Origin of the sequence: Streptomyces melanosporofaciens (genome assembly GCF_900105695.1) — a bacterium.
Classification (GTDB): Bacteria; Actinomycetota; Actinomycetes; order Streptomycetales; family Streptomycetaceae; genus Streptomyces; species Streptomyces antimycoticus.
Genome location: NZ_FNST01000002.1, coordinates 7379462 through 7403844, shown reverse-complemented (window position 1 = coordinate 7403844; position 24383 = coordinate 7379462). Strand labels below are relative to the sequence as shown.

2 protein-coding genes are annotated in these 24383 nt (G+C 71.5%); both read right to left on the bottom strand.

What is annotated here, in order from left to right; translation table 11 throughout:
• Window positions 1-3: 3 nt before the first annotated feature.
• Window positions 4-12123 (bottom strand): type I polyketide synthase, encoded by a 12120-nt coding sequence (locus tag BLV72_RS34615; RefSeq protein ID WP_093467312.1) that lies wholly within the window; start codon window positions 12121-12123, stop codon window positions 4-6.
• Between the two features lie 41 nt (window positions 12124-12164).
• The gene (locus BLV72_RS34610) at window positions 12165-24368 is read right to left on the bottom strand and encodes a type I polyketide synthase (protein ID WP_093467311.1); all 12204 of its coding nucleotides are present in this window, start codon (window positions 24366-24368) and stop codon (window positions 12165-12167) included.
• Window positions 24369-24383 lie beyond the last annotated feature (15 nt).

Here is a 24383-nt window from a genome sequence, read left to right as displayed (position 1 = left end):
CGATCAAGAGGGCAGTTCCCTGTCGATGAACTCGAACAACTCGTCGTCCGACGCGGAGTCGAGGGCGCCGTCGTCCGAGGTGGGGTGGTGCCGGCCGGTGGCCTCGGCCGGTGTGTCGTCGGTCAGGCGCCACAGCAGAGCCTCCAGGCGCTTCGCCAGCCGGTCGCGGGCCTCGTCGTGGGGTACGAGGCGCGCCATCGCCGCCTCCAGCCTCTCCAGCTCACCGAAGACGGGCGACGAGGCCGAGGTGTCCGCCTGGGCGGGGCACAGCTTCTCGCGCAGTTCGGCGGCGATGGCCGAGGGCGTCGGATGCCGGAAGACGACGGTGGCGGGCAGCCGCAGCCCGGTGGCGGCGGCGAGCCGGTTGCGCAGTTCGACACCGGTCAGCGAGTCGAAGCCCAGATCCTTGAAGGGGATGTCAGCGGACACCGCCCCGGCGTCGGTGTGGCCCAGGACCGCCGCGGCCTGCGTGCGCACCAGCGTGAGCAGGATCCGGTGCTGTTCCTCCGAGGGCACCGCCGCGAGCTGGGCGACCAGACCGGCGGCGGGCGCCCCGGTGGCGGCGGTACGACGTGTGGTCGTTCCGTCGTCGACGAGTGTGCGCAGCAGGGCGGGCAAGGTGTCCGCGGGCTGAGCGGCCAGGGCCCGGAGGTCGAGCTGAACGGCCGCGGGCTGCGGGGCACCGTGCCAGCAGGCGGCGTCCATCAGCCGCAGCGCCTGGTCACCGGACATGGCGGCGATGCCGGAACGGGACATCCTGGCCAGGTCCGCCTCGTCCAGATGCCCGGTCATCCCGCTGGCGTCGGCCCACAGCCCCCAGGCCACCGAGGCCGCCGGGAGGCCCATGGCCTGGCGGTGGGTGGCCAGGGCGTCGCAATAGGCGTTGGCCGCGGCGTAGTTGGCCTGGCCGGGGCTGCCCATCACCCCCGCGGCCGAGGAGAACATCACGAACATGCCGAGCCGCAGCTGCGCGGTGGCGGCATGGAGATGGGCCGCGGCCGTGGCCTTGGGCGCCCACACCCGCGCCAGACGCTCCGGGGTCTGCGAGGTGACCATCGCATCGTCCAGCACACCCGCCGCGTGGACGACACCGGTCAGGGGGTGCGCCGGATCGACGCCCGCGACGAGGTCGTTCACCGCGGCGCCGTCGGTGACGTCCACGGCCACGATCCGGGGCTCGGCGCCCAGGTCGGTGAGGTGGGCCAGCAGCTCCGGTGCGCCGGGGGCGTCCATGCCGCCGCGGCTCACCAGCAGCAGGTGGCGGATGTTCCAGACGCGGACGAGGTGCTCGGCGACGTGCTTGCCGAGGGTGCCGGTGCCACCGGTGATGAGCACGGTGCCGTCCGGGTCCACCGGGGCGGGGACGTCCAGGACCAGCTTGCCGGTGTGCTTGGCCTGACTGAAATACCGCAGCGCCTCACGCGCCCGGCTCAGCGGCCACGCCCGTACCGGAGGCGGCTCAAGAAGCTCGGAGGCGAACAACTCGCCCAGCTCGTCCAGCATTTGGCCGATACGGTCCGGACCGGCGTCCGTGATCAGGTCATAGACCCGGTAGGACACCCCGGGATGCTCGGCGGTGATGAGTTCCGGGTCGCGGATATCGGTCTTGCCCATCTCCAGCAACCGGCCGCCTCCGCGGAGGAGGCGGAGCGAGGCGTCCACAAACGGCCCGGCGAGGCTGTTGAGCACCACATCCACACCCCGGCCACCCGTGGCTTCCCGAAGCGTCTCCTCGAAGTCCAGATCGCGTGAGGAGGCCCGGTGCGCCTCATCGATGCCCATCGCCTCCAGCACCGCATGCTTCCCCGGGCTCGCCGTGGCATAGACCTCCGCACCCAGATGCCGCGCGATCCGCACGGCGGCCGTCCCCACACCACCGGTCGCGGCATGGATCAGCACCCGTTCACCCGCCTGGAGCCCGGCGAGGTCGGTCAGTCCGTACCAGGCGGTCAGATAGGCCACCGGTACGGCCGCCGCCTGCCGGAAACTCCAGCCGTCGGGAATCGGCGCCAGCAACCGCGCGTCGGTGACCGCCAGTGGTCCGAACGCCTGGTCGAGAACGCCCATCACCCGATCGCCCACGGACACCTGGGTCACCTCGGGGCCGATGTCCACCACGACTCCGGCGCCCTCACCGCCGAGTCCGGTCTGTCCGGGCACCATGCCCAAACCGACCAGCACATCACGGAAGTTGACCCCGGCGGCGCGTACGGCGACCCGTACCTGGCCAGCGCCCAGGGGCTCCAGCACCTCGAGGCAGGGCATGGGTACGACGTTCTCCAGGGTCGCCGTGCCCGCCGTGTCCAGCCGCCATGCCTCCGGCTGCTCCACGGGGCCCACCAGCCCGGCGCCCCCGGTACCGGCATGGACCAGGCGGGGCACCAGCGCCCGACCGGCACGCAGGGCCAGCTGGGGCTCGTCCATCTCCACGGCGCGCGCCACGGCGATGCGCACGGCGTCAGTGTGGGGGGCGGCCTTGGGGCCGCCCTGGGGGTCGGCGTGGGCGTGGAGGTCGTCGTCGAGGTCGAGGAGGACGAACCGGCCGGGGTTCTCCGACTGTGCGCTGCGTACGAGGCCCCATACGGCGGCCGCGGCCAGGTCCACCCGGGTGGTGCTCTCGGGACCGTCGACCGCGACCGCGCCTCGCGTGACCACCACCAACCGCGCATCCGCCCACCGCGGTTCGGCGAGCCAGCTCCGCACCAGTTCCAGCGCCCGTTCCGTCGCCGAGAGCGCCTCGGCCGACGCCTCCTCGACGCCCACACCGATGGGGCCGGTCAGGACGGTCATATCGGCGAGAACGACCGGCGGGACCGGCTCCTCATCACCGAGTGCCGCGATCAGCGCAGCCGGATCCTGGTGGTGCCCGCCGGCGCCCAGGACGGCCCAGTCATCGGCCCCGGCCGCCACCTCTTCGGCCCCGGCCGCGAGCGGCAGGGGAGTCCAATCGACGGTGAACAGGCTGTCCGTGCCGTGGCTGCCGTGAGTCACCGCCGCCCGCAACTGATCGACACTCGCGGGCCGCATCGCCACGGAGTCCACGGTCAGTACCGGCGCGCCGACGGGGTCGGCCACTGTCAGCCGCAGGGCGCGCTCGCCCTCGGCATTCCCCTGCTGGGGAGAGAGCCGAACCCGGACCGTGGTGGCCCCGGCCGCCCACAACGTCACACCGTTCCAGGCGAACGGCAGCCAGACGTGGCCATCGGTGGCTTCGGTACCGGTCTCGGTGTTGTCCGCGTCGAGCTGGTCGATCAGCAGTGCGGGATGCAGCGCGGCGTCGAGCAGCGCCGGGTGGACGCCGAATCCGGTCTGCTCCCCGGCGGCCTCGGGCAGGACCACCTCCGCACACACATCCGCGCCGTCCCGCCACACGGCCCGCAGCCCCTGGAACGACGGACCGTACGCATACCCCGAGGCGGCGACCCGGTCGTAGAACCCCTCGACGCCGAGCGGTGCCGCACCGGCCGGGGGCCACGCCCCGCCCAGTCCCATCGCCTCATCGGAACGGTCCGAGGGTGCGCTCAATACGCCCTCCGCATGGCACACCCATCCCGTGGCGGAGTCTCCTTCACCTGCGAGCCGGGAGTACACCCGCACATCGCGCCGCCCGTCCTCGGCGGCCTCGCCCACGACGACCTGCACCCGCAGCCCGCCCGACGACGGCAGCACCAGCGGCACCCGCAGGGCCAGTTCATCCACACCGCCACAGCCGACCTCATCGGCCGCCCGCAGCACCCATTCGGCCAGCGCAGCGCCCGGGACCAGCGCCGCGTCCGCCACCACATGCTCACCGAGCCACGTATGCGTACGGGCGGAAATCCAGCCCGTCAGCACATGGCCACGGCCATCGGCAAGCTCCACAGCGGCACCCAGCAGCGGATGTCCGGCGGAAACGAGCCCGAGGTCGGCCGGGTCGCCGGCGCGTCCACCGTGGCCGTCGAGCCAGTAGCGCTCGCGCTGGAACGCGTAGGTGGGCAGCGCGACCACGCGGGGTGCCGGGGAGCTCGGGTACAGGGTGGTCCAGTCGACGTCGACCCCGGCGGTGAACGCCTGGGCGAGCGAATGGAGGAGCTGGGCCCGGCCACCGTGATCCCGGCGCAGGGTCGGCACGGTGACGGCCGTGACCTCGGTCTCCTCGAAGGTCTCCTGCAGGCCGAGCGTGAGCACCGGATGCGTACTGGCCTCGATGAACACGCGATGCCCGTCCGCCAGCAACGCCTGAACAGCATCGGTGAACCGCACCCGCTCCCGCAGATTCGCCACCCAGTAGCCCGTGTCCAGGTCGGTGGTGACGGCACGACCGCCGGTCACCGTCGAGTAGAACGCCGTACCCGAACCGGACGTATCAAACGGACGGACACCGGCCAGAACCTCGCTCAGCTCATCACGGATCTCGTCCACCTGAGGACCGTGCGAGGCATAATCCACCTCGATCAACCGCGCCCGCTCCCCCACCTCCTGGCATGCGGCTACGACAGTGGCCACCTGCTCCGGCGGACCAGAAACCACCGTCGACGAAGGCCCGTTGACGGCCGCCACGCCTACCCCGGCGGCCTGATCGCCCAGGTCAGAGAGCAACTGGCCCGCCCGCTCCTGGCCAACGCCGAGTGAGGCCATCGCCCCACCACCGGCCAGCTGTCGCAACGCCTTGCTGCGCAAGGCCACGACCTTGGCACCGTCTTCCAGGGACAGCGCTCCCGCGACGACAGCCGCCGCGATCTCACCCTGACTATGACCCACCACCGCAGCAGGACGCACCCCATGTCCGGCCCACACCGCCGCCAACGACACCATCACCGCCCACAGAACGGGCTGGACCACATCCACCCGGCCCAGATCCGCCGCACCCTCCGCGCCGCGCAACACATCGGTGAGCGACCACTCCACATACGGCGCCAGCGCCCGCTCACACTCCCCCACCCGCGCCGCGAACACCGGCGACACCTCCAGCAGCTCAGCACCCATCCCCACCCACTGCGAACCCTGACCCGGAAACACCAGCACCGGACCCACATCACCCACCAACGCCGCCGCACCCGACTGCACCACACCCAGATGCGCCACGCCCTCGGCCAACGCCTCCACGGCGGCCAACAGCTCGGCGCGGTCATCACCCACCACCACCGCCCGATGCTCGAACACCGACCGCGTCGTCACCAACGACCAGCCCACATCGACGGATGAGAGCTCGGATGCGCCGCCCACACGTTCAGCCAGGGCGGCAGCCTGGCCGCGCAGCGCCTCCGCACTCCGCGCAGAGAGCACCCACGAGACCGTGCCCGTGTCGGAGGAGACCGGCTCCGCCCGCTCGTCCTCCTCGGGCGGAGCGGGAGCCTGTTCGAGGATCACATGGGCGTTGGTGCCGGAGGCGCCGAACGAGGACACACCGGCGCGGCGTGGCCGCTCACCGTTCGGCCACTCCACCGCCTCGGTCAGCAGCCGTACCGCGCCGCTGTCCCAGTCCACATGCGGGCTCGGCTCATCGATATGCAGGGAGGCAGGCAGCGTCCCATGGCGCATCGCCTGCACCATCTTGATGACACCCGCCACACCCGCCGCCGCCTGCGTATGCCCAATGTTGGACTTGATCGAGCCGAGCAACAGCGGCTGCCCAGCGGGGCGATCCTGACCATAGGTGGCCAGCAGCGCCTGCGCCTCGATCGGATCACCCAGCGTCGTACCCGTGCCATGCGCCTCCACCGCATCGACATCCGAGACCGTCAGCCCGGCGCTCGCCAGCGCCTGACGAATCACCCGCTGCTGCGAGGGACCGTTCGGCGCCGTCAACCCGTTCGACGCACCGTCCTGATTCACGGCCGAACCACGGATCACCGCCAGCACCTCATGACCGTTGCGCCGGGCGTCCGACAGCCGCTCCAACAGCAGAACACCCACGCCCTCGCCCCAGCCCGTCCCGTCGGCAGCGGCCGCGAAGGGCTTGCACCGGCCATCGGGAGCCAGACCGCGCTGGCGGGAGAAACCGGTGAACACATCCGGGGTGGCCATCACCGTCACACCGCCCGCCAGGGCCAGGGTGCACTCCCCCTGCCGCAACGCCTGCGTCGCCAGATGCATCGCCACCAACGACGACGAACACGCCGTATCCACCGTCACCGCAGGACCCTCAAAGCCCAACGTGTACGCCACCCGACCCGAGACCACGCTGCCCGAACCCGCGAGCATCGCATAGCCTTCCAGCCGCGCGTCGCCGCCGCTGAGCCCGGCCGCGTAGTCGTGGTACATCACGCCCGCATAGACACCGGTCGGACTGCCCTTCAACGACACCGGGTCGATCCCCGCCCGCTCCAGCACCTCCCACGACGCCTCCAGCAGCAACCGTTGCTGCGGATCGGTGGCCAGCGCCTCCCGCGGGTTGATCCCGAAGAACGCCGCGTCGAACGCATCGGCGTCATAGAGGAAGGCGCCCTCATGGGCATAGCTGGTGCCCGGGTGATCGGGGTCCGGATGGAAGAGCCCGTCCAGGTCCCAGCCTCGGCCGGTCGGAAACTCCCCGATCACGTCCTTCCCCGAGGCGACCAGGTCCCACAACGCTTCAGGGGAGTTCGCGCCTCCCGGAAAACGGCAGGTCATCCCGATGATCGCCACGGGATCGTCCGTATCGGCCCTCGCAGCGACGGGTGCACGGGAACCGGCGGTCTCGCCGGTCAGCCGGGTGCACAGATACTCGGCCAACACCCGAGGCGTCGGATAGTCGAACACCATCGTCGCCGGCAACCGCAACCCCGTCACCACCGACAACCGATTACGCAACTCCACCGCCGTCAACGAATCAAAACCCAACTCCTTGAACGCAGCATCCACCCGCACCTCACTCGCAGAACCAAACCCCAACACCACCGCCACACCACCCCGCACCACCTCCACCACCACATCCAACCGAGCACCAGCCCCCAACCCCACCAACCGCGCAGCCAACCCCGAAGCCGACGGGCCGCCCTCGGCGATCCGCCGCCTGGTACGAGCAGCCACCAAACCCCGCAGCGCCGCCGGAAGATCCTCACCGGCCGCCCCGGCCGGATCGAAGTCCACGGCCACCATCAGCGGGTTCGCGAAGCTGCATGCGGCGTCCAGCAGGGCCAGCCCGCGCTCGGACGACAACGGCCTCATCCCGCGCAGTCGTGTCAGGTCCGCCCGACCCAGATGCCCGGTCATCTCGCTCGACTGGGCCCACAGCCCCCATGCCAGCGAAAGCCCGGGCAGTCCCAGCGCCTGCCGGTGGGCGACCAGGGCATCGACAAACGCATTCGCCGCCGCGTATCCGGCCTGACCCGCGTTGCCCACGACCCCGGCTGCCGAGGAGAACATCACGAACATGCGAAGCGGAAGATCCGCCGTAGCGGTGTGCAGATGGGCGGCCGCTGCGGCCTTCGCCGCCCAGACCCGCGCCACCTGTTCCCGGGTCTGCGAGGTGACCACCGCGTCATCCAGCAGCCCGGCCGCATGAATGACACCGGTCAGCGGATGCGCCGGGTCGATACCGGCCACCGCGTCGGCCACCGCGTCACCGTCCGTGACATCCACCGTGGCGATTCGCACCTGCGCGCCCAGGTCGCTCAGCCGCTCGGCCAACTCCGGTGCACCGGGCGCGTCCAAGCCACGTCGGCTGACCAGGACCAGATGCTCGACCTGCCACGTACGCACCAGATGCTCGGCCACCAGACCGCCCAGCAGGCCGGTACCCCCGGTGATCAGCACCGTACCGTCGGGGGCGAGCCCGCCAGGGGTCAGCCCTCCGGGTTCGCTCTCGGCGGCGCCCTCGGTGTCGCGTGCGCGCATCAGCCGGGGCACCATCAACCGCCCGGCACGCAGCGCCGCCTGTGGCTCATCCGCCCGTACGGCACGGGCCACGGCATCCGTCACATCACCCGCGGCCGGATCGGTGGCCTGGTGAAGGTCGAGGAGGACGAACCGGTCCGGGTGTTCCGCCTGCGCACTCCGCAGCAGCCCCCACAGCCCCGCTGCGGCCACATCCAGCTCTTGGTTACCGGTGTCCCCATCTTCAGGGGCTTCGGTCGACACCGCCCCGCGTGTCACCACCATCAACCGGGTGTCGATCAGTCGCGGTTCGGCCAGCCACCTCTGCACGAGCTCCAGCGCTCGGCCGACGGCAGCCAAGCCGTCGGCCGCCCTTGCCACGACTCCGGCCTCGTGCGGGCCACCGCCTGCGGATAGGCAGGTCACGGCGAAGGCGGGAGGTGGCGTGCCGTCGTCGAGCGCGGCGACCAGCGCTTCGAGACCCGGATGGCACACCACTCCCTCATCGCCGAGTCCGGGCTCCTCGGCCAGGTGCAGGACGTCCTCGCCCAGCACGACCCAGCCCATGGCGTCGGAGGTGTCCACCTCCGCGACGTCGGGCATCGGGATCCAGTCCAGCGTGAACAGCCCATCGACGCCACGTCCGTCCCCGGACCTCAGCTGACGGGGGTCGGCGGGGCGCATCGTCAGGGAGTCGACCGTCAGCACCGGGGCGCCCATGGCATCGGCCACGACCACCCGCAACCCGCCCTCCGCCACCGCACCGTCCTGATGGGGAGAGGGCTGGCGGGGCGAGAGCCGGACCCGGACCGTGGTCGCCTCCGCCGCCCACAGGGAGACACCGTTCCAGGCGAACGGCAGTCTCATTCCATCGTCGTCGGCCGACTCGGCGTCTGCGGTGAGCAGCATCGGATGCAGGGCGGCGTCGAGCAGTGCCGGATGGATGCCGAAGCCATCCGCGTCCCCCGCCGACTCGGGCAGCGCCACCTCGGCCAGCAGGTCGGCGCCGTCGCGCCACACGGCACGCAGCCCCTGGAACGACGGACCGTACGCGTAGCCCGCCGCCACGGCATGCTCGTAGAACCCCCCGACATCCATCGGCTTCGCGCCCTCGGGAGGCCAGACTCCCCCCAGCTCCTCGGCCACGCTCGGCGTGGCGGGCGGGCTCAGGACACCCTCCGCATGGGTCACCCAGTCCGGATCCGCGCCGGGCTGGACATCGCGGTCGGGCCGGGAGTACACCCGTACATCGCGCCGCCCGTCCTCGGCGGCCTCGCCCACGACGATCTGCACCCGCAGCCCGCCCGACGACGGCAGCACCAACGGGACCTGCAGCGCCAGTTCCTCGATGCTGCCGCAGCCCACCTCATCGGCCGCCCGTAACGCCCACTCCACCAACGCCGCACCCGGCACCAGTGGCGCTCCCGCGACCACATGGTCACCGAGCCAGCCCTCGCCACCGGTGGTCGACACCCGTCCGGTCAGCACCAGCCCGCCATCGGCAAGGCCTACCGCCGCCCGCAACAACGGGTGCTCCACCCGCTGCAGCCCTGCAGCACCCACATCGCCGAGTCCGCCGGTGGCGGTGGCCCAGTAGCGCTGACGTTGGAAGGCGTACGTGGGCAGATCGACGGTACGAGGGGTGGGGTCGGCCGGGAACGCGGCCGACCAGTCGACGTCGACCCCGGCGGTGAACGCCTGGGCGAGCGAATGGAGGAGCTGGGCCCGGCCACCGTGATCCCGGCGCAGGGTCGGCACGGCGATGGCCGTGACCTCGGTTTCCTCGAAGGTCTCCTGCAGGCCGAGCGTGAGCACCGGATGCGTACTGGCCTCGATGAACACGCGATGCCCGTCCGCCAGCAACGCCTGAACAGCATCGGTGAACCGCACCCGCTCCCGCAGATTCGCCACCCAGTAGCCCGTGTCCAAGTCGGTGGTGACAGCACGACCACCGGTCACGGTCGAATAGAACGCCGTGCCCGAACCGGACGTATCAAACGGGAGGACACCGGCCAGGACCTCGCTCAGCTCATCACGGATCTCGTCCACCTGAGGACCGTGCGAGGCATAATCCACCTCGATCAACCGCGCCCGCTCCCCCACCTCCTGACACGCGGCTACGACGGCGGCCACCTGCCCCGGCGGACCCGAAACCACCGTGGAAGAGGGCCCATTGACTGCGGCCACGCCTACTTCGGCGGCCTGATCGCCCAGGCCGGAGAGCAACTCCCCCGCCCGCTCCTGGCCAACGCCGAGCGAAGCCATCGCCCCACCACCGGCCAACCGCCGCAACGCCCTACTCCGCAGCGCCACCACCTTCGCGCCGTCCTCCAACGACAACGCACCCGCCACCACCGCAGCCGCGATCTCACCCTGACTATGACCCACCACCGCCGCAGGACGCACCCCATACCCCGTCCACACCGCAGCCAACGACACCATCACCGCCCACAACACCGGCTGCACCACATCCACCCGGCCCAAATCCGCCGCACCCTCCACACCACGCAACACATCCGTCAGCGACCACTCCACATACGGCGCCAGCGCCCGCTCACACTCCCCCACCCGCGCCGCGAACACCGGCGACACCTCCAACAACTCCGCACCCATCCCCACCCACTGCGAACCCTGACCCGGAAACACCAGCACCGGACCCACATCACCCACCAACGCCGCCCCACCCGGCTCCACCACACCCGGATGCGACACACCCCCCGCCAACGCCTCCACCCCCGCAACCAACTCACCACAGCCCTCACCCACCACCACCGCCCGATGCTCAAACACCGACCGCGTCGTCACCAACGACCACCCCACATCCACAGACGACAGCTCCACCGCACCACCCACCCGCCCAGCCAACGCCGCCGCCTGCCCCCGCAACGCCTCCACACTCCGCCCCGACACCACCCACGGCACCACCCCACCCACCTCGGAGGACACCGACTCCACGTCCTCCTCAGGAGCCTGCTCCACGATCACATGCGCATTGGTGCCGCTGATCCCGAAGGACGACACACCGGCCCGGCGCGGGCGCTCACCCTCAGGCCACTCCACCGCCTCGGTCAGCAGCCGCACCCCGCCGCCGTCCCACTCCACATGGGGCGTCAGCTCCTCGGCATGAAGGGTTGCCGGGAGTACGCCGTGCCGCAGGGCCATCACCATCTTGATCACACCGGCCACGCCCGCCGCGCCCTGGGTGTGGCCGATGTTCGACTTCAGCGAGCCGAGCCACAGCGGCCGGTCCTCCGGCCGGTCCCGGCCGTAGGTGGCGATCAGCGCGTCGGCCTCGATCGGGTCGCCCAGCCTGGTGCCCGTGCCATGCGCCTCCACCGCGTCCACCTCGGACGGGGCCAGCCGGGCGCTGGCGAGGGCCTGGCGGATCACCCGCTGCTGGGAGGGGCCGTTCGGCGCGGTGAAGCCGTTGCTGGCGCCGTCCTGGTTGATGGCCGAGCCACGGATCAGGGCGAGCACCTCATGCCCGTTGCGCCGGGCGTCGGAGAGCCGTTCCAGCAGGACGAGTCCGACGCCTTCGCCCCACCCCGTGCCATCCGCATTCACCGAGAACGCCTTGCACCGCCCGTCCGGGGACAGCCCCCGTTGCCGGGAGAAGCCGGTGAACACCTCGGGGGTGGCCATCACCGTCACACCGCCCGCCAGGGCCAGGGTGCACTCCTCCTGCCGCAGGGCCTGGCAGGCCAGATGAATCGCGACCAGGGAGGACGAGCACGCCGTCTCCACCGTGACGGCCGGTCCTTCCAGGCCGAAGGTGTAGGAGATCCGGCCCGACAGCAGGCTCGGTGCGGTGCCCGCGTATCCCTCGGATCCTTTCTGCGGAAGGTCACCCGATGTGGTGCCGCCGGTGGTCGCCGTACCGGCGTAGACGCCCGTCCGGGAGCCCTTGAGGGACACCGGGTCGATTCCCGCCCGTTCGCATGCCTCCCAGGCGGTTTCCAGCAGCAGTCGCTGCTGAGGGCTGGTGGCGAGCGCCTCGCGTGGGCTGATGCCGAAGAACTGCGGGTCGAATCGGTCGGCGTCGTAGAGGAATCCGCCCCGGCGGACATACGTGGTGCCGGGGTGGTCCGGGTCCGGGTGATAGAGGCTGTCGAGATCCCAGCCGCGGTCGGTGGGGAAGTCCCCGATGGCGTCCACACCGCCGTTGACCAGCCGCCACAGGTCCTCGGGCGTGTTCACTCCGCCCGGGAAGCGGCACGCGATGCTCACGACCGCGATCGGCTCCTGGTATCGCTCCTCCACCTCGCGCAAACGCAGGCGCGTATCGTGCAGATCCGCGGAGACGCGCTTGAGATACTCGACCAGTTTCTCTTCATTCACGTTCACCATGAGGTTTCACCCGGCCTCAGCGATCGTCGCGCCCGGCACATTCAGGACACACCCAGTTCGTTGTCGATGAAGTCGAGAACCTGGGCCGCGGACGCGGACTCCAGCCTCTCCGCGGCGGTCTTTTCTTCCTCCGCCGGCTTTCGTGTCGCCTTCCACTTCGCCAGCAGGCTTTCGAGCCGTGCCGTGACCGCCCCCGAATCGTCGTCTTTCATCTCGAGGCCGATCAGGGTGGCTTCGAGCCTGGCCAGTTCGTTGAGGACCGGATCGGCGCCGCCCCGGCCCGTGGCGGCGCCGACCGCCGGGGCGATGCGGTCCAGCAGGTAGTCGGCGAGCACGGCCGCTTCCGGATAGTCGAAGACGAGGGCGGCGGGCAGCCGCAGACCGGTGGCGGCGGCGAGCCGGTTGCGCAGTTCGACGGCGGTCAGCGAGTCGAAGCCCAGCTCCTTGAAGTTGGTGTCGGCCTGCACCGCTTCGGCGTCGGCATGCCCGAGCACGGTGGCCACATGGCCACGGACCAACTGGAGTACGGCGCGATGCTGTTCCGCGGCGGACAGGCCAGCCAGCCGGCCGGCCCAGTCGTCCGGCCGCGCTTCGGCTGCCGCGGCCGTACGCCGTGCCGCCGCGCCACCGGTGCCGGATGCGGCGAGGGCGCGGAGCGTGGCGGGGAGGCCGTCGGCGGGCTGGGCGGCCAGGACACGGGTGTTCATGTCCGCCGCGATCAGCTGGTGGCCGCCGTGCTCGGCCGCCGCGTCGAGCAGTCGGAGGGCATGGTCGGCGGCCATCGCGGTGACGCCCGAGCGGGACATCCGGGCCAGGTCCGCGTCGGCGAGGCCGCCGGTCATGTCGCTGGATTCGGCCCACAGGCCCCAGGCCACCGAGACCGTCGGCAGGCCCCGTGCCTGGCGGTGGGCCGCCAGCGCGTCGCAGAAGGCGTTGGCCGCCGCGTAGTTGGCCTGTCCCGGGCTGCCCATGACCCCGGCGGCCGACGAGAAGAGCACGAACGCGCCCAGGCGCAGATGTGCCGTCGCGGCGTGCAGATGTGCGGCGGCGGTGGCCTTCGCCGCCCAGACCCGGGCCAGCCGCTCGGGAGTCTGCGCGGTGACGACGGCGTCATCCAGCACACCGGCGGCGTGGATGACTCCGGTCAGCGGATGCACCGGGTCGATCCCCGCCACCAGATCGGCCACGGCCGGCGCGTCGGTGACATCGGCGGCGACGATGCGTACCCGCGCGCCGAGGGCGGTCAGCCGGTCGGCGAGGTCCCGGGCGCCCGGCGCTTCCGGGCCCCTGCGGCTCACCAGCAGCAGATGCCCGATCCGCCAGACGCGTACGAGGTGTTCGGCGACCAGCGCGCCCAGGGTGCCGGTGCCACCGGTGATGAGGACGGTGCCGTCCGGATCCACCGGGGCGGGAACGTCCAGGACCAGCTTGCCGGTGTGCTTGGCCTGGCTGAGATGGCGCAGCGCGTCACGTGTCCGGCTGAGCGGCCAGGTCCGCACCGGCAGCGGCCGCAGAGCTCCGGTGGCGAACAGCTCGCCCAGTTCGCCCAGCATCCGGCCGATGTGTTCGGGTCCGGCGTCGGTGATCAGGTCGTAGACCTGGTACGTCACCCCGGGGTGCTGCTCCGCGACGCGCTCGGGGTCACGGAGGTCGGTCTTGCCCATCTCCATCAGCCGGCCGCCCTCACCCAGCAGCCGCAGCGAGGCGTCGACGAAGGGTCCGGCGAGGCTGTTGAGCACCACATCGACGCCACGGCCGCCGGTGGCCTCGCGGAACACCTCCTCGAAGTCCAGATCGCGCGACGAGGCCCGGTGTGCCTCGTCGATGCCCATCGCCTCCAGCACCTCATGCTTGCCGGGGCTCGCCGTCGCGTAGACCTCCGCCCCCAGATGCCGGGCGATCCGTACCGCCGCCATGCCCACACCGCCGGTCGCGGCATGGATCAGGACCGTCTCCCCGGCCTGGAGCCGAGCCAGCTCCACGAGCCCGTACCAGGCGGTCAGGAACGCCACCGGCACCGAGGCCGCCTGCGCCGAGGTCCACCCGGTGGGAACGGGCGCCACCATGCGGGCGTCGGTCACCGCCGTCGGGCCGAACGCGCGGTCGAAGACCCCCATGACCCGGTCGCCCACCGCGACCCCGGTCACGTCGGGGCCGACGTCCAGCACCACACCGGCGCCCTCGCCACCGAGCCCGGTCTGGCCCGGGACCATGCCCAAACTGATGAGCGCGTCGCGGAAGTTGATGCCGGCCGCGTGCACCGCCACCCGCACCTGACGCGGTCCGAGGGGCTCGAGCACCTCCGGGCACGGCACCGGCTTCACGTTCTCCACCGTGGCCGCGCCGGTCGGCTCCAGCCGCCATGCGGGCTGTCCCACCAGTGCGGCCACACCCCCACTGCTCACGCCACCGGCACGCATCAGCCGGGGCACCCGGAGCCGCCCCGCCCGCAGCGCGACCTGCGGCTCGTCCAGGTGCGCCGCCCACGCCACGGCGCTGCGCACACTCTCTTCGAGCGGCTCGGAGGCCGGGTCGAGATCGACCAGAACGAATCGCCCCGGATTCTCCGCCTGCGCACTGCGCACCAGCCCGCACATGGCGGCCCCGGCCACGTCCAGGCCACCGTCCCCGGCGCCGCCCGTGCAGGAGGCGCCGTCCGCCTCGGAGGCGCCGTCCGCCTCGGGCGCGCCCTCAGGGTCGGAGGTGTCGATGGCGACCGCTCCCCGCGTGACCACCACCAGCCGGGCGTCGGCCAGGCGCGGTTCGGCCAGCCAGCCTCGCACCAGTTCCAGCACCCACTCCGAGGCCGCCAGACCGGCGGCCGCCAGGTCCGTACCCGCGTCCCCGCCGGACGGGCCGCCGAGCGCCGGCAGATACGCGATGGCCACCGAGGGGGCGGGACCGTCACCGTCGAGGGCGGACACCAACGACTCCAGATGCGGATGGTGTACCGCACCCGGCACGCTCGGCCCGCACTCCCGCGGGCCCAGAACCACCCACTCGCCGCCGTCCGCCGGATCCGGCTCCTGACGTCCTGCGCCGGTGTCCGGTGCGGGCACGGGCAGGGGCGTCCACTCCAGGGTGAACAGCCCGTCCACCTCGGGCCCGGCGGACGTCCGCAGTCGGTCGACATCGGCCGGTCGCATCACCAGCGAGTCGACGGTCAGCACCGGACCGCCCAGGGCGTCGGCCACCTCGACCCGCAGACCTCGCTCGCCCTCGGCGCCACCCGCCTCTTGCTCCAGGGGCGAGAGCCGGACCCGTACGGTCGTGGCACCGCCCGCCCACAGCGACACGCCGTTCCAGGCGAACGGCAGCCACACCCGGTCCTCCTCATGCTCCTGCGCGGGCTGGTCAAGAAGGAACGCCGGATGGAGCGCGGCATCCAGCAGTGCCGGATGAATACCGAATCCCTCGGGCTCTCCGGCGGCCTCGGGCAGCGCCACTTCGGCGAACACATCCGCGCCATCCCGCCATACGGCCCGCAGGCCACGGAACGACGGCCCGTAGGCGTATCCCGACGCCGCGGCGCGCTCGTAAAACCCGTCGAGCCGTACGGGTTCCGCGCCCGCCGGGGGCCATACCCCGCCCGGCTCGTCCACCGGGCCCCGCGCGGGGCTCTGCCGGGACGGCGGACTCAGGACGCCCTCGGCATGGCACACCCAGCCCGCTTCGGCACCGGGCTCGACATCACGGTCGGGCCGGGAGTACACCCGTACATCACGCCGCCCGTCCTCGGTGGCCACGCCGACCACCACCTGCACGCGCAGCCCACCGGACGCGGGCAGGACGAGCGGGACCTGGAGCGCCAGCTCCTCCACTCCACCACAGCCCGCCTCATCGGCGGCCCGCAGCGCCCACTCCACCAGCGCCGCGCCCGGCGCCAGCACGGCGCCCGCCATCACATGCTCGGCCAGCCAGCCCCCGGCGCCACCGGCCGAGATCCGGCCGGTGAGTACCAGCCCGCCATCGGCGAGCCCGACGGCCGCCGGCAACTGCGCATGCTCGACCCGCTGCAGCCCGGCGGCGCCCACATCCCCGACGCCACCGCCCTGGGCCAGCCAGTAGCGCTCGCGCTGGAAGGCGTACGTGGGCAGCTCGGCCGTCCGGGGCGCCGGGTCGGCCGGGAACCAGTGGGCCCAGTCGACATCCGTGCCATGCGTGTGCAGTTGAGCGAGGGCGTGGCCGAGTGCGTGCCCATCGGGTCGCTTACGGCTCAGGGTGGCCGTCACCAGCGGAGTCGGCCGCCCGGCCCCGGCCCCGCCCTCGTCGGCGTCGGCGTCGGCGTCGGCGTCGGCGTCGGTCGTCGCCTCGTCGGCGGTGAGGTGCTGAAGAGTGTGCTGGGTCGCGGTGGCCAGGACGGAGTCGGGGCCGAGCTCGAGGAAGACGCCGGTTGCGGGTGCGATATGAGCGACGGCGGGATGGAAGCGGACAGGTTGGCGGATGTGGCACACCCAGTACCCCGGCGTGGCCATCTCCTCGTCGGCCGGCTCACCGGTGAGGTTGCTGAGCACCGGAAGGGTGGGCGGCTGGAAGGTCAGACCGTCGATGGCCTGCGCGAACGGCTCCAGGATGGGGTCCATCAGCGGGGAGTGGAAGGCGTGGCTGACGGTCAGGGTCCTGGTCTTGCGGCCCTTCGCCGCCCAGACGTTGCCGAGGTCGGCGACCAGCTCGACCGGGCCGGAGACGACGGTGTTGCCGGGGCTGTTCAGGGCAGCGACGCCCACCTGGCCGTCGTATCGGGCCAGCTCCTCGGCGAGTTCGTCGGCGGTGGCCGCGATGGTGACCATGCCTCCGCCCTCGGGAAGCCCACCCATCAGGGTGGCGCGGGCGGCGACGAGACGGCAGGCGTCGGGGAGGTCGAAGACTCCGGCGACATGGGCGGCAGCGATCTCACCGATGGAGTGTCCGATCACGGCGTCGGGGCGTACGCCGAGTGAGTCGAGCAGGCGGGCCAGGGCGATATGCAGGGCGAACAGTCCGGCCTGGGCGTAGGTGGTGTGGTCCAGCAACCCCGGCCGTTCGGCCACACCGTGGAAAACCACGTCGCGAAGGGGATGTTCCAGGTGGGGGTCGAGCAGGCCGCAGACCTCGTCGAACGCCGTGGCGAACACCGGGAACCGTTCGTACAGCCCGGCCCCCATCCCCTGGCGCTGGCTGCCCTGACCGCTGAAAAGCCACACGGTCTTGCCCGTCGCCGCGCCACTGGCGGGGAGCACCACACCCGGATGCGGCTCACCGCTCGCCAGCGCCTCCACCGCGGCCAACAGCTCGGCGCGGTCATCACCCAACGCCACCGCCCGGTGCTCGAAGAGCGATCGTGTGGTGGCAAGTGACCAGCCCACCTCGACTGCCGTCACATCGGAGGAGTTGGCCATGCGTTCGGCCAGCGCGGCGGCCTGGCCGCGCAGCGCCTCCCCACTCCGCGCGGACAGCGTCCATGGAACCGCCCGCATAGCGGGGGAGATCACGGGTACGGTGGTGACACGCTCGACCGGCTCGGGGGCCTGCTCCAGAAGGAGATGGGCGTTGGTGCCGGAGGCGCCGAACGAGGACACACCGGCCCGGCGCGGCCGCTCACCGTTCGGCCACTGCACCGCCTCGGTCAGCAGCCGTACCGCGCCGCTGTCCCAGTCCACATGGGGAGTGGGTTCGTCAATGTGCAGAGAGGCGGGCAGCGTGCCGTGGCGCATCGCCTGCACCATCTTGATGACACCCGCCACGCCCGCCGCCGCCTGGGCATGGCCGATGTTGGACTTGATCGAGCCGAGCAGCAGCGGCTGCCCGGCAGGGCGATCCTGACCGTAGGTGGCCAGCAGCGCCTGCGCCTCGATCGGATCACCCAGCGTCGTACCCGTGCCATGCGCCTCCACCGCATCGATGTCGGACGGCGACAGCCCGGCGCTCGTCAGTGCTTGGCGGATGACTCGCTGCTGCGAGGGGCCGTTCGGCGCGGTGAGTCCGTTCGACGCACCGTCCTGGTTGACGGCCGACCCACGGATCACGGCCAGGACGTCGTGACCGTTGCGCCGGGCGTCCGACAGCCGCTCCAACAGCAGAACGCCCACGCCTTCGCTCCAGCCGGTGCCGTCGGCAGCGGCCGCGAAGGGCTTGCACCGGCCATCGGGAGCCAGACCGCGCTGGCGGGAGAAACCGGTGAACACATCCGGGGTGGCCATCACCGTCACCCCACCGGCCAACGCCAGAGTGCACTCCCCCTGCCGCAACGCCTGCGCCGCCAGATGCATCGCCACCAACGACGACGAACACGCCGTATCCACCGTCACCGCAGGACCCTCAAAGCCCAACGTGTACGCCACCCGACCCGACACCACGCTGCCCGAACTGGCCAGCATCGCATAGCCTTCCAGCCGCGCGTCGCCGCCGCTGAGCCCCGCCGCGTAGTCGTGGTACATCACGCCCGCATAGACACCGGTCGGGCTTCCCTTCAACGACACCGGGTCGATCCCCGCCCGCTCCAGCACCTCCCACGACGCCTCCAGCAGCAACCGCTGCTGCGGATCGGTGGCCAGCGCCTCCCGCGGATTGATCCCGAAGAACGCCGCGTCGAACGCATCGGCGTCGTACAGGAATCCGCCTTTGCGCGCGTACGAGGTGCCGGGGTGGTCCGGGTCGGGGTGGAAGAGCCCGTCCAGGTCCCAGCCTCGGCCGGTCGGAAACTCCCCGATGGCGTCACGGCCCGAGGCGACCAGATTCCAGAGCTCCTCCGGGGAGCTGACCCCGCCCGGAAACCGGCAGGTCATCGCGACGATGGCGATCGGCTCATCCGCATCGGCCGCCGTTACGACGGGCGCGTGCGCGGCCGACCCGGCGGTCTCGCCGGTCAGCCGGGTGCACAGATACTCGGCCAACACCCGAGGCGTCGGATAGTCGAACACCATCGTCGCCGGCAACCGCAACCCCGTCACCACCGACAACCGATTACGCAACTCCACCGCCGTCAACGAATCAAAACCCAACTCCTTGAACGCAGCATCCACCCGCACCTCACTCGCAGAACCAAACCCCAACACCACCGCCACACCACCCCGCACCACCTCCACCACCACATCCAACCGAGCACCAGCCCCCAACCCCACCAACCGCGCAGCCAACCCCGAAGCCGACGGGCCGCCCTCGGCGATCCGCCGCCTGGTACGACCAGCCGCCAAACCCCGCAGCACCGCCGGAAGATCCCCACCAGCCACCCCGGCCGGATCGACGGCGGCGGCGACGCACAGGGGGCCGCCCTGCACACAGGCGGCATCGAGCAGGCCCAGCGCCTTCTCGCTGGACATCGCGGCGATGCCCGAGCGGGACATCCGAGCCCGGTCCGTCACGGCGAGCTTTCCGGTCATCTCACTGGACTGGGCCCACAGGCCCCAGGCCACCGCCAGCCCGGGAAGGCCGCGGGCCTGACGGTGGGCGGCGAGAGCGTCGCAAAAGGCGTTCGCCGCCGCGTAGTTGGCCTGCCCTGGGCTGCCCATGACTCCGGCGGCCGATGAGAACATCGCGAACAGGGACAGCGGAAGGCCCGCGGTGGCGGTGTGCAGATGTGCCGCGCCCGTGGCCTTGGCCGCCCACACCCGGGCCAGCCGTTCGGGTGTCTGCGAAGTCATCACCGCGTCGTCGAGCAGCCCCGTGGCATGGATGACACCGGTCAGCGGATGCTCGGCATCGACCCCCGCCACCAGCTCGGCCACCGCCGACGCGTCCGTGACGTCCACGGCGGCGATCCGCACCCGCGCACCCAGCCCTTCCAGGCGGGCGGCCAGATCGTGGGCCCCCGGGGCGTCCGGCCCGCGACGGCTCACCAGAAGCAGATGGCCGACCTGCCAGGTGCGCACCAGGTGCTCGGCCACCAGGCCGCCCAGGGTGCCGGTGCCGCCCGTCACCAGCACGGTGCCGGCAGGATCGAGCGCCGCCGGGTTGTCCCGCTCCTCCGGACCGCTGTCGGCGGAGGCACGGACCAGCCGTGGCACCCACGCCCGGCCGTCCCGTACGGCCAACTGCGGCTCATCCAGGTCCGCCGCCTGGGTGATGGCGTCCCGCAGGTGCAGGCCGAGCTCTCGATCTGCATCCAGTTCGAGGTCGAGATCCAGTCCGAGGTCGAGCAGAACGAAGCGTCCCGGGTTCTCCGCCTGCGCGCTCCGCAGGAGACCCCATAGCGCGGCGGCAGCCACGTCCGTATCGCCCTCGGCGTCGGTGACGGCGACCGCGCCACGCGTCACCACGACCAACCGGGCATCGGTCAGCCGCGGCTCGGTCAGCCACTTCCGCACCAGTTCCAGGGCGTGTTGTGCCACTGCCAGACCAGCAGCCGCCATATCGGTCGCGGTGTCGGCGTCGGCGTCCGAGCGCGGGAACTCGGCGAGAACCACGGCCGGGACCGGCTTCCCGTCATCGAGCCCCGCGAGAAACGCCTCCAGATCCGGATACGCCCCCTCGGTCGCCAGCACCGCCCAGGTGTCGCGATCGGCCACAGGCCCATCGGCCCCTGTGGGCTGCGGCAGTGGGGTCCAGTCCAGAACGAACAGACCGTCCACACCACGTGCCGCCGCGGCCCCCCGCAACTGCTCTACGGACGCCGGTCGCGTCACCAGGGAGTCGACCGTCAGAACGGGGTCGCCCACGGCATCGGCCACCACCAGCCTCAGCCCGCGCTCACCCTCGGCGCCGTCCCCATGCGGGGTGAGCCGCACGCGCACCGTGCTCGCCCCAGCGGCCCACAACGACACCCCGTTCCAGGCGAACGGCAGCAGCACCTGGCCGCCGTCCCGCTCCCACTCGGATCCGGTGTCGAGCAGGAGAGCCGGATGCAGGGCGGCGTCGAGCAGCGCCGGGTGGATACCGAAGCCGTCCGCGTCCCCCGCCGCCTCGGGCAGCACCACCTCGGCCAGCAGGTCAGCGCCGTCCCGCCACACGGCACGCAGCCCCTGGAACGACGGCCCATACGCATAGCCTGCCGCCTCGGAACGCTCGTAAAAACCTTCCAGATCCACCGGTTTCGCACTCGCCGGAGGCCATGTTCCGCCCAGTCCCTCAGCCGACTGGCCCGCGCCTTCCGGTGTCGGACTCAGCAACCCTTCGGCGTGGCACAGCCAGCCCGCATCACCCTCGCCGTCCGGACGGGAGTAGATCCGCACATCGCGCCGCCCGTCCTCCGCCGCGGCGCCGACCGCCACCTGGATGCGCAGCCCGCCCGACTCCGGCAGCACCAACGGCACCTGGAGAGCCAGCTCCTCGATCCCACCGCAGCCGACCTCGTCAGCCGCCCGCAACGCCCACTCCACCAGCGCAGCACCCGGGGCCAGGACGGCGTTCGCCACGATGTGTTCGCCGAGCCAGTCGTCACCGCCAGCGGCCGCGATACGCCCGGTGAGCAGGTGGGTGCTGCCATCGGCCAGCTCAACGGCGGCGCCCAGTAAGGGATGATCCGCGGCGACCAGGCCGAGGCCGGTGGGGTCGCCGACCGCGCCCGAGCCGTTCATCCAGTAACGCTGGTGCTGGAAGGCGTACGTGGGCAGATCGACCGTACGAGGCGTGGGGTCGCCCGGGAACGCGGCCCTCCAGTCCACCTCGACCCCGGCGATGAACGCCTGGCCCAGTGAGTGGAGGAGCTGGGCCTGCCCACCGTGATCGCGACGCAGCGTGGGCACGGCAACCGCGTCCACACCCACCTGCTCGAACGTCTCCTGCAAACCGAGAGTCAACACGGGGTGACTGCTGGCCTCGATGAACACCCGATGCCCATCCGCCAACAACGCCTCGACGGCATCGGCAAACCGCACCCGCTCCCGCACATTCGACACCCAATAGCCCGCCTCCAGCACGGAAGCGTCCACCCGATCACCGGTCACCGTCGAATAGAACGCCACCTCATCCGCCCCACCACCAACCGGACGAACACCCGCCAGAACCTCATTCAACTCATCCCTGATCTCCTCCACCTGAGGACCATGCGAGGCATAATCCACCTCGATCAACCGCGCCCGCTCCCCCACCTCCTGACACGCCGCAACGACAGCGGCCACCTGCCCCGGCGGACCCGAAACCACCGTGGAAGAGGGCCCATTGACTGCGGCCACGCCTACTTCGGCGGCCTGATCGCCCAGGCCGGAGAGCAACTCCCCCGCCCGCTCCTGGCCAACGCCGAGCGAAGCCATCGCCCCACCACCGGCCAACCGCCGCAACGCCCTACTCCGCAGCGCCACCACCTTCGCGCCGTCCTCCAACGACAACGCACCCGCCACCACCGCAGCCGCGATCTCACCCTGACTATGACCCACCACCGCAGCAGGACGCACCCCATACCCCGTCCACACCGCAGCCAACGACACCATCACCGCCCACAACACCGGCTGCACCACATCCACCCGCCCCAAATCCGCCGCACCCTCCACACCACGCAACACATCCGTCAGCGACCACTCCACATACGGCGCCAGCGCCCGCTCACACTCCCCCACCCGCGCCGCGAACACCGGCGACACCTCCAACAACTCCGCACCCATCCCCACCCACTGCGACCCCTGACCCGGAAACACCAGCACCGGACCCACATCACCCACCAACGCCGCCCCACCCGACTGCACCACACCCAGACGCGGCACACCCTCGGCCAACGCCTCCACGGCGGCCAACAGCTCGACGCGGTCATCACCCACCACCACCGCCCGATGCTCAAACACCGACCGCGTCGTCACCAACGACCACCCCACATCCACAGACGACAGCTCCACCGCACCACCCACCCGCCCAGCCAACGCCGCCGCCTGCCCCCGCAACGCCTCCACACTCCGCCCCGACACCACCCACGGCACCACCCCACCCACCTCGGAGGACACCGACTCCACGTCCTCCTCAGGAGCCTGCTCCACGATCACATGCGCATTGGTGCCGCTGATCCCGAACGCGGAGACCCCGGCCCGGCGCGGCTGCTCGTTCCTCGGCCACTCCACCGGCTCCGTGAGCAGCCGCACCGCGCCGCCGGACCAGTCCGCGTGCGGGGTCGGCTCATCGACGTACAGCGTGGCGGGCAGCAGTTCATGGCGCAGCGCCATCACCATCTTGATCACACCGGCGACACCCGCCGCACCCTGGGTATGGCCGATGTTGGACTTCAGCGAGCCGAGCCATAGTGGCCGGTCCTCCGGCCGGTCCGCGCCGTACGCGGCGAGCAGCGCCTCGGCTTCGATCGGGTCGCCGAGCGTGGTGCCCGTGCCATGTGCCTCCACCGCGTCCACCTCGGCGGAGGAGAGCTGGGCGTTGATCAGCGCCTGGCGGATCACCCGCTGCTGGGACGGGCCGTTGGGCGCGGTCAGGCCGTTGGACGCGCCGTCCTGGTTGATGGCCGAGCCACGGATCACCGCGAGCACCTGGTGGCCGTTGCGTTGTGCGTCGGAGAGCCGCTCCAGCAGCAGGAGCCCGACGCCCTCCGAGAAGCCCGTGCCGTCGGCGGCGGCCGCGAAGGGCTTGCAGCGGCCGTCGGGGGCCAGTCCTCGCTGGCGGGAGAATTCCACAAAGGTGTTCGGGGTGGTCATCACGGTCACGCCGCCGGCCAGGGCGAGGGTGCATTCGCCCTGCCGCAGCGCCTGGCAGGCGAGATGCATGGCGACCAGCGATGACGAGCAGGCGGTGTCCACCGTCACCGCGGGCCCCTCCAGGCCGAGGGTGAAGGCCACCCGGCCGGAGACGACGCTCAGGGTGTTTCCGGTGAGCAGATATCCTTCCGCGCTCTTTTCGATCTGCGGGGTGCCGAAACCGAGAATTCCGGCGCCCGCGTAGACCCCGGTGGGGGTGCCCTTGAGCGAGGTGGGATCGATTCCCGCGCGTTCGAGCACCTCCCAGGAGACTTCCAGCAGTTGGCGCTGCTGGGGTTCGGCCGCCAGGGCCTCGCGCGGGCTGATGCCGAAGAAGGCGGCGTCGAAGCCGTCGGCCCGGTCCAGGAATCCGCCGTGGCGGACGTAGCTGGTGCCGGAGTGGTCGGGGTCGGGGTGGTAGAGGGCCTCGGGGTGCCAGCCGCGGTTGGTCGGGAACTCCCCGATCGCGTCCCCGCGCGAGGCGACCAGCTCCCACAGGTCCTCGGGCGACGCGATCCCGCCGGGGAACCGGCAGGCCATGCTCACGATGGCCACCGGCTCCTGTGACCGCTCCTCCATCTCGCGAAGCCGCCGACGTGTCTGCCCCAGATCGGCCGTGACCTTCTTGAGGTACTGGCGGAGCTTCTCTTCGGTACCCGACATCAGTTCCGCGCCTCC